The organism is Streptomyces sp. NRRL F-5122, from assembly GCF_001507435.1.
Taxonomy (GTDB): domain Bacteria; phylum Actinomycetota; class Actinomycetes; order Streptomycetales; family Streptomycetaceae; genus Streptomyces; species Streptomyces lannensis.
Window position 1 is genome coordinate 1 of sequence record NZ_LMWH01000016.1, and the last position, 7,971, is coordinate 7,971.

The window sequence follows — 7,971 nt, forward strand, 5'->3', positions numbered from 1 at the left end:
GCTGATGACGCACACCCCGAGCGATTCGCCGTCGGCGCCCTGGAGGCACTGGAACGACACCGCGAACGGCTTCTCGGCGCCCTGGCTCGTCGGCAGCCATGTCCGGTACTCGTGGATCTTGGTCGTACCGTTCTGGAGGACCTGCCGCATCACTGCCTCGATCGTTTCGGCATTGGCACCGGGCAGGACGTCGGTGAACCGACGCCCGAGGCGCCGGTCGGGTGAAAGGCCGTCATGGCTCTCGGCGACGTCGTTCACGTAGATGGACCGCAGCTGCCGGTCCCGAATGCCGACTCCGATCGGCGCGCGGGCGAGGAGCGGTCCCCGCACCGATCCGTCCACCGCGTCCCCGGACGGCATGCCGGCGTCGGTCATGGACGCGAGCCACCGTGCCGATCCGTCCTGACCGTGCAACGCCGTGATCCGCACATTGACGTCGAGCACCCGGCCGTCCCGGCGGCGCACCGCCGTCGCGCCCGGCCAGCCGTTCTCGGCCCGGCACCGCTCGACGAACGCCGATGTCGGCGTCGCCTCATCGAGGGAGGGCAGCACGAGCGCGGCGGATCGGCCCACGATGTCCCCGGCGGGGTATCCGAGGAGGCGTTCGGCGGTGTGTGTCCAGGCGGCGACCGTTCCCTGCTCGTCGAGCAGCGCGATGGCCGTGTCGAATATGTCGGACGCGTTCAACTGCTTGCCGAGTGTCACTGCGTCGAGGCTGATCGTGGTCATCGAGTGCCGCCCTGGGGGAAGTCTGGGAAAGTCGACGGTATGGGGTTCGAGCAATGTGCCCCTTTTGCATCGAATGACCGAGTGGCGGTCGATTCTGTGACAGTGCCGCGCCAGTGACTGATGGTGTCCCATCTTTCAGATCGCCGGACTGCCGCCCGGCCACGCCTCCAAGCCGCAGGCCGACCCCATCCGCCCCGCCTCCGGGTGCCCTCTGCGTGGCGACGCCGTTTCCCATGAGTCCCCGCTGCGTCCCGTCGGACCGGGCACGCAGGGGCGCGGCTGGGCTGCGGCTCGTGCCTGAGATCAAACCGACGGATGCGGAAGCCGAGAGGGCGAGGGGACGCGTCCCACTGTGGCTGGACGCCGAGGATCTTCGCCGGCTTGCGTCCCACTGCTGTTGCTCCGAGGACACTCCGGAGGAGGACCGTGAGCAGTGCGGGCGCATCCGTTTCCGGGCGTCGGCCGCGCTCCACAAGCACGACCTGAGCCGCTGACCGCTGTCGGCGGACGGCCCTGAGCCCGGCCTCCCGATGGAGGGGGCTCTCGATGGCGCCTCTGTAGGACTCGAACCTGCGGTCAGGGGATCGGAAGACGCGATCGTTCCCTGCGGCCGGCCTTCCGGTCGACGTCCTTCCCGAGGACGGGCGGACCCGGAGTTCTCTCGTATGCACGAGTTCTCTCATCGGAACGGTCGATCGCGTACGGCAGCAGCCGGGGTGCCCATGCAATTCAATCCGAGGACTCGACCACCGTCGGGAGTCGGGATGCGCGGGCGGTGGTCCGGCGGCTGGTTCGGTAGCGGCCCGGGGTCGTTCCGATGATGTGGGTGAACGCCGCGATGAAACTGCTGGGGTTGGCCCATCCGCAGGCGTAGGCGGTCTGGATGGTGTCGTGGCCGTCGGCGAGGAGCACGAGCGCGTGGTAGATGCGTAGCTGCGTGCGCCACTCGTAGAAGGTCATGCCGAGTTCGTTGCGGAGCAGTCGGCTGAGGGTGCGGGTGCTGGCTCCGATCGACTTCCCGAGTTCGGCGAGCGTCGCGTTGTCCGCCGGCTTCTCGTACAGCATCCGGGTTATGGCCTGCAGTCGGTCGTCCCGTGGCTCCGGCAGGTGCAGTGGCTGTTCGTGCGCTTCGCGGAGTTCATCGACGAGGACGCGAACGAGGCGGGAGCGCGCGGAGCGGCTGTAATCAGGCGCGGCGTCGTCGTAGTTGCGGGGGCCGGTCAGGGCGAGCAGGACCTCGCGAACGAGATCGGAGGCCAGGAACACGGAGGGGCGGTCCGGCAGGAGCCGGGCGAGGGACGGCGGGAGAAAGACGATCCGCATATCGGTGTCGCCGTGGGCGCGGTGGTAGTGCGTGAACTCGGCGGGGGTCCAGGCGACCCGGTTGGCGGGAACGATCGATGTGCCGCGCTCGGTGTGAACTGCCAGGACGCCGCTGGCCGCGTACACCAGATGTCCTCGCGCGTGCGACTGCACTGCGCTTGTTCCGCCGGATGGCCAGAGGTGGCGCCCGCCGGACGGCCACAGATGCGACGTGACACCCGCCGTCCGGCGAGGTTGGCGGCTGAGAGGCATCAGTTGGCATCGTATCGGTAGCACGCCACACCTGGATCTGGTGAGACTGCCTTCATCCGAAGTGGTCGTCGGTCGCGCGGGGCGCCCGACCGAACCGCACGTGGCATCGAGGCAGCGTGTCTCGATGCCGCGGCTCGAGGGAGAAGGAGAAACGCGTGGCGACGTTCGTCCTCGTGCCCGGCGGTTGGCACGGCTCCTGGTCGTTCGAGGCGGTGGTTCCGCTGCTGGAGCGTGCCGGTCACGCCGTTCACGCCTTGACGCTGACCGGTCTGCGGCCGGACGACGACAGCACGACGGTCGCGACCGCCAACCTCGACACGCACGCAGACGACGTATTGCGGCTCCTCGATCGCGCCCACATCAACAGCGCGACGCTGGTCGGCCACAGCTACGGCGGGATGGTGATCGCGGCCGCAGCCGATCGCGCTGACGGCCGGATCTCACGACTGGTGCATCTTGATGCCTACGTACCGCGCGACGGCGAGTCGTGCTGGTCGTCAACGACCGAGCGCTACCGGGAAGCGTTCGCCGCCGGGGCTGCGACCACCGGCTACGCCGTCCGCCCGCCGGCCGGCGGCGATCCCCGCCGCCGGCCCCATCCCCTCGCGTCCTTCCTGCAAACGATCCGGCTCGCCGGCACACTCGTCCCCCGTCGGGAGTTCATCTACTGCTCGGGATGGGAAGACCGGACGCCGTTCTCCGGACTCCGCACCCGACTCCGAGCCGATCCCGGTTGGCAGGTCCACGACCTGCCAACCGGCCACGACGCGATGCATGAGGCCCCGGACGCGGTCGCTGCTCTCCTGCTCGGCGAACGCATCGCGGACGCACCCTCAGGAAACCCGTGACAGCCGGACGGTCCGGGGTCTTCCCTTGATCGTCGGGGGAGGCGCAGCGGAGCCCACGGAACACCGACACAGGCCCGAGCCCTCCACTTGCTCGGCCGGATGCCGGCCAGGGTTGGAACAGGGCTCACACGGTCACAGCGTGATTACCCATGCTTTCCTACTGCCGTCCCTGGCAGGAGACACGGCCACTGACGCGCGCCGCCCATTCGACTTGCGCCACTTGACGCCGTCGACCTGGTTGAACGCCGGCATGGACGCCACCGAGGTCGCCGAACGGGCGGGCAACAGTGTGGGAGGTGTTGTTGAGGCGGTGAGCGAAGTGCCACGACGGCCGGTAGGGAGGCCGCCAACTCCAAGATTGAGGGGTTGTTACGCGGCCGACAACGTCAGGCGCCGATACGTTGCAAGGTCTTCAGCCGAATTCGCCGTTGCGCACGCCCTGTTGAAACGCCGCCCACTCCTCTGCGGTGAATCGCAGCGGCGGCAGTTCCCTGTTCTGCGAATCGCGGACCGCAACCGCTCCGCCGCCGAGGTCTGCGACCTCCACACACGTCTTGTCCCACCTGTTGGAGTAGCTGCTCGTGACCCAGTCCGCATCGGTCAGGTCTATCGCGTACAGCGCGGTCTTCGCTGTGTCCATCATGGGACCTCCTGTCGCTGTCGGATGGACGTCCCCTCCTCAAGGGTCACTCTGATGGTCCTCATGTGCATCTCGCCTTCCTGGCTGGACGGCTGCCCGCCCACCCGCCGCAAAGGCGCGGGCCGTGAAAAGCGGGTGACGCGCGATCCGGATCGGGTGATGCTGGATCCGGACATGGCGCCTCTCGCACTTCTGGGAGCGTCGGGCCGGTGCGGCCGGCATTTCGACTGCCCCGGTGATGTAGCGGCAGGCGGTGGTCGTGCCGACCCGGAACGCGGCCGCGAGCTGGGTAGAGTCGTCCACGTGGGACTTTGGCTACTCAACAACCTGAACACGCCCACCCTCGCGATCCTCATCGTTGGCGGTGTTGTTGTTTTGTCGCTCGTCGCTTGCTTGGTGACGCGCCGTCTTTTTCCCGAGTTGATCAATGGCGTGACCAATGACGTGTCCCGCACGGTACTTGAACTGTTCGGAGCCATCTACGGAATCGTCCTTGCTTTCGTCATCGTGACCTTGTGGACCGAACTCGAGCAAGTTCAAGCAGTGGTGACGTCGGAGGCGACAGATCTCGCCGTGATCTCCCGCAACGCGCATTCGTTTCCAGACGATGTGCAAAAAAAGATGGACCGAGCGATCGGTGACTACGTCCATGCTGTCGTGGAGGATGCATGGCCGCTTATGCGCGACGGGAAAAACAGCCTCAGCGCGACATCGGGCAAGCTCGAGGCGTTGTATGGAGTCCTTCAGGGATTTGATCCTAAGAGCGGCTCCGAACAGGCCTTCTACAGCCAGTCGGTGGAGCGGCTGAACGATGTGACCGCGCAGCGTAGGACGCGCATCCTGGCCGCAACGCAACAACTGCCCCCTCTCCTGCAGGTCCTCACCTACGGGGGAGCACTCGTCGTGATGCTGATGACCTTGCTTTACGGCGTGGAGAACCTCAAGGTGCAGCTGCTTTTCGTAGGGTCGATCGCGTTGCTGGTAGGCCTGAGTCTCACTCTCGTCCTCGTCCTTGAGCACCCCTTCGCCGGAGAAGTGAGTGCGAGTCCACATCCGTTCAAGGAAGGCCAGCTGAGCAAATACTGGGGCGGGTGACATGCTGAGGTCCGGCGAGAGTTCTTCCGACCCGTCGCTACTCCGTGCCCGCAGCCGACACAGCCGGGGCCGCTGCATGAGATCTGTGGGGGTAGTTGCGTGCCACCGCGACAGTTGCTTCCTTTCCCCCGGTCACGCCGGCCGGCGTCGATCCGGGCGGTTGGTCGTATCGCGCACCGTCACCCGGACATCCGCCACGTCGGGCGTCCCGGGGCCGGTAGAGAACCGCAGGATGTCGATGGCCCCTCCGTGCCGCGGTCGCTGCCGTACACCGTGCTCGCCTTGACCTGCGGTTTTCGAGGCGGGCGCGACGCCAGTTGCAACGTGGGAGGGACGGGATGAGGGTGGGAAGGGGGGAATGTCCGATCGAACATCGAACGGAGTTCTCATGGAAGCGCGAAAGTCCGACCTGTACGCGCGTGACCTGAGGGAAGCGCACTGGATCAAGAGCAGTAAGAGCACGACGGGCCCGTACTGCGTCGAGGTGGCGGAGCTGGGCGACGGAGCCGTCGCGATCCGCGACTCGAACAACAAGGACCTGCCGTCCCTGCGGTTCACCGCGGAGGAATGGGTGGCATTCCGGGACGGAGTGCGGAACGGCGAATTCGGCTAGGGAGCACCGTCTCACCCGCTTGACGGGCCGGCTTGCCGTGGCAGTTCGACCGCCTTGGCCGCCGGGCCCGCCAAGTCCCGAGCTCGGCAGTCGACTCTACGAGTCACCGTCCAGCGCGCTCGAACGGCGCCGGCCCGAAGCGGCCGAGGGCTTCGACACGTAGTCGACACAGCCACCCGCGGGACCCGGTGACAGCCGGACGGCTCCGGAGCCTTCTCTTGATCACCAAGGGAGTGCCCGGGGCTTCGCCGTGCCGGGTCTCACTCGCTCCGACCAGCAAGACCTGGTCTTTCGCCGCACATTTGCCGGAAGCGAGCGTTCCGGCGACGCCTCCGGATCCCGCCAAGCGGGAGTGGCGATCGCTGTTCGCGCGGCTGGAGGAGGCCAAACTCAGGGAGCGGGAGGGGCAGAAGCGCAACGGCTTGTGACCCTCACTCCGCAGGCCCGGCGTGAAGGGTCCCCAGGAAACTGGACGGTCGGCCACAGAGGCGCCTTGGTTTCCGTGTAGCGGCGCCAACCCACATGGCTCCGAAGTGAATGCGTCGAGCGGCCCGCATGGCTCTTTGACCTGCGGCCGAGTCCGCCAGAGGGCGCCGACAGCCGGCGACACATTATGTGGCGGAGGTGTGTCGGATGCCCCGCGCGGCTCGCCCGCAAAGAACGCTCAACTTGTCTGGACGACACCCGCTTTAGGAGTTCGATCGCTGCTCGGCGCGGCCGGGTAGCCACCCGGCCACACTGTCCGTGCGAGACCGCCTGGGGGACGCCTGGGGGTGTGGACGTCCGGGGCCGTTGACGTCACTCGTGGAAATCAGAACGGTGCAACCGCATGACCTCGCTGGCACGATGGTGCCGTGGTTGACCTGGAGCGCATCACGGCGGAGACGGTGGCGTACTTCCGAGCACTCGATGAGGGCGCCGGTACAGCTGGGAGCGCCTGGAGGACGAGCACGGCGGCCTGGCAAGACCAGGCGATCGATCCTGAAGAGGATCCACTGGATGCCATCGCGGACGAGGAGTTCCAGAGGGTGTGGGCTCGGTGAGCGCGATGGGCAACCATTTCAGGAGCGAGGTTGGACGATCAATGGCATGACCAGCGGTTCCCTGCCTTGTTTTGAGTCGGGCGGCACGTAGCCCTGCCCACCCCGATTCACCGTGAGTGCCCGCCCGTTCTGGCACGTATGTCGCACGGCCGAAGCGGCATCCCCCGCGAGCGTCTTCTGGCAGTTCGTCGGCGACACGAGTGTCGTTGATGCGTGTACTGCCCTCTGGCCCAGGTGCTGCGCGCCGGCTCTTTCCAGTTGCCGTCGCGGTGTGCTGAGCGCTTTCTGGAAGAGCGGGTGGGCCCGTTCTTCCAGGAGGAGTGCACGATGGCGCAACCGGTAAGCCGGCCAACGATCAGCGCTGAGCAGTTCAGTCGATTGTGTGAAGAGATCAGGAGCACTGCGGCGCCCGAGGTGGGCGCTCAGTCCATCCGGGACTGTGCTCTGCGCATCGTGCAGGCCCTGGGCCTGGCGCTGTCCACGGATGATCTGAGCGGGCTCCTCGCCGGACTCATGGTCCCTGGTGTGGCCCCGCCGCCTGGGAGCCCTCGGTACACCCGGGAGCCCATCCTGGACAGGCCTGACGAACGGCCGGGAGACGATGAAGGCCCGGTCAGGTAGGCCGGGGCTTCACGTCTTTTCTTACGTCATTGCCCGCTCGACGCGCCCTGACCGAATATAGGAACGCTTCCATGCCGGTTCGACTGCCCCGCGCTGACCGGCGGGTCTGGAGGGTTGTTTTCCTGCGGCGGCGGACAGGGGTGAGCAGGGATATTATTGAATGTTGCGGACAAAAGGTCCATGCCCCGTGATGAGTAGGGTGTCGGCGATGCGGGGGTGCCCCAGCCCATCGATCCGGCGAGCCTCTGACGCCGACGAGGGAGGCGCGGAACGTGGCCGACGAAAGAACGTGGTTGGGTCGCCTGCTGACGCTGGTGGAGGCAGCACCGCCGGTGGAATCGGTGGCGATACTGGAGCGGGTGCTGGAGGAGCAGATCGCCGCGGCCGAAGTGTCCTTTCTCATCACGGACCACGGCGGCACCGCCCTCGTACGACTGACCAGCACGGCTGATGACAGCGGCCGCGGGCGACCGGAGCCGATCAAGCTGCCGGGCACGGTGTACGACCGGGTGATCCGCACTCAGCATGTACAGGTGGAGAAGGCGGAGGGGACGGAGGAAGGCAGGTCGGGCCTGGTACGGGTCATTGCACCGGTGACCGACCGCGGGGACGCGATCGGCGTGCTGGAACTGACGCTGCCCGCTCCTCCCGACCCGCAGACGGTGCATTGCATCACCGAGGCCGCCCACGCTCTGGCCTATGTGGTGATCGTGAACCGACGCTTCACCGATCTGTATGAATGGGGTCGATGCACCACACGGCTATCGCTTGCAGCGGAGATACAGCACCGCCTGCTGCCCGATTCCT

7 protein-coding genes and 1 pseudogene are annotated in these 7,971 nt (G+C 66.8%); 5 read left to right on the forward strand and 3 right to left on the reverse strand.

Going from position 1 to position 7,971, the window contains the following annotated elements:
- Both ADL25_RS04690 and ADL25_RS04695 read right to left on the reverse strand, forming a co-directional pair.
- Positions 1 to 729, reverse strand: a 729-nt coding sequence (locus ADL25_RS04690; RefSeq protein ID WP_159044876.1) for a PAS domain-containing protein, incomplete at its 3' end; no start/stop codon positions are given.
- 729 nt (positions 730 to 1,458) lie between these two features.
- Positions 1,459 to 2,205 carry an AraC family transcriptional regulator gene (locus ADL25_RS04695; RefSeq protein WP_059126346.1) on the reverse strand — a complete coding sequence of 249 codons (747 nt, stop codon included), beginning with the start codon at positions 2,203 to 2,205 and terminating at the stop codon, positions 1,459 to 1,461.
- A gap of 254 nt (positions 2,206 to 2,459) precedes the next feature.
- On the opposite strand from ADL25_RS04695, the gene ADL25_RS04700 reads away from it, so the two are divergent.
- Positions 2,460 to 3,152, forward strand: coding sequence for an alpha/beta fold hydrolase (locus ADL25_RS04700; RefSeq protein ID WP_059126347.1), 693 nt, complete (start codon positions 2,460 to 2,462; stop codon positions 3,150 to 3,152).
- A gap of 412 nt (positions 3,153 to 3,564) precedes the next feature.
- Here the strand turns inward: ADL25_RS04700 and ADL25_RS04705 are convergent, their stop codons facing one another.
- The gene (locus tag ADL25_RS04705; RefSeq protein ID WP_107116514.1) at positions 3,565 to 3,795 is read right to left on the reverse strand and encodes a DUF397 domain-containing protein; all 231 of its coding nucleotides are present in this window, start codon (positions 3,793 to 3,795) and stop codon (positions 3,565 to 3,567) included.
- Between the two features lie 60 nt (positions 3,796 to 3,855).
- On the opposite strand from ADL25_RS04705, the gene ADL25_RS04710 reads away from it, so the two are divergent.
- From ADL25_RS04710 to ADL25_RS04730, 4 genes and pseudogenes are all read left to right on the forward strand, one after another.
- Entirely contained in the window at positions 3,856 to 4,887 is a 1,032-nt protein-coding gene (locus ADL25_RS04710) for a DUF4239 domain-containing protein (protein ID WP_324614034.1), read from the forward strand.
- A 388-nt stretch (positions 4,888 to 5,275) separates the two neighbouring features.
- Positions 5,276 to 5,500, forward strand: a complete 225-nt coding sequence (locus tag ADL25_RS04715) for a DUF397 domain-containing protein (protein WP_059126349.1) — start codon at positions 5,276 to 5,278, stop codon at positions 5,498 to 5,500.
- 854 nt (positions 5,501 to 6,354) lie between these two features.
- Entirely contained in the window at positions 6,355 to 6,543 is a 189-nt protein-coding gene (locus ADL25_RS04720; protein WP_059126350.1) for a hypothetical protein, read from the forward strand.
- 980 nt (positions 6,544 to 7,523) lie between these two features.
- Positions 7,524 to 7,971, forward strand: a pseudogene (locus tag ADL25_RS04730) (serine/threonine-protein phosphatase); the annotation flags it as partial.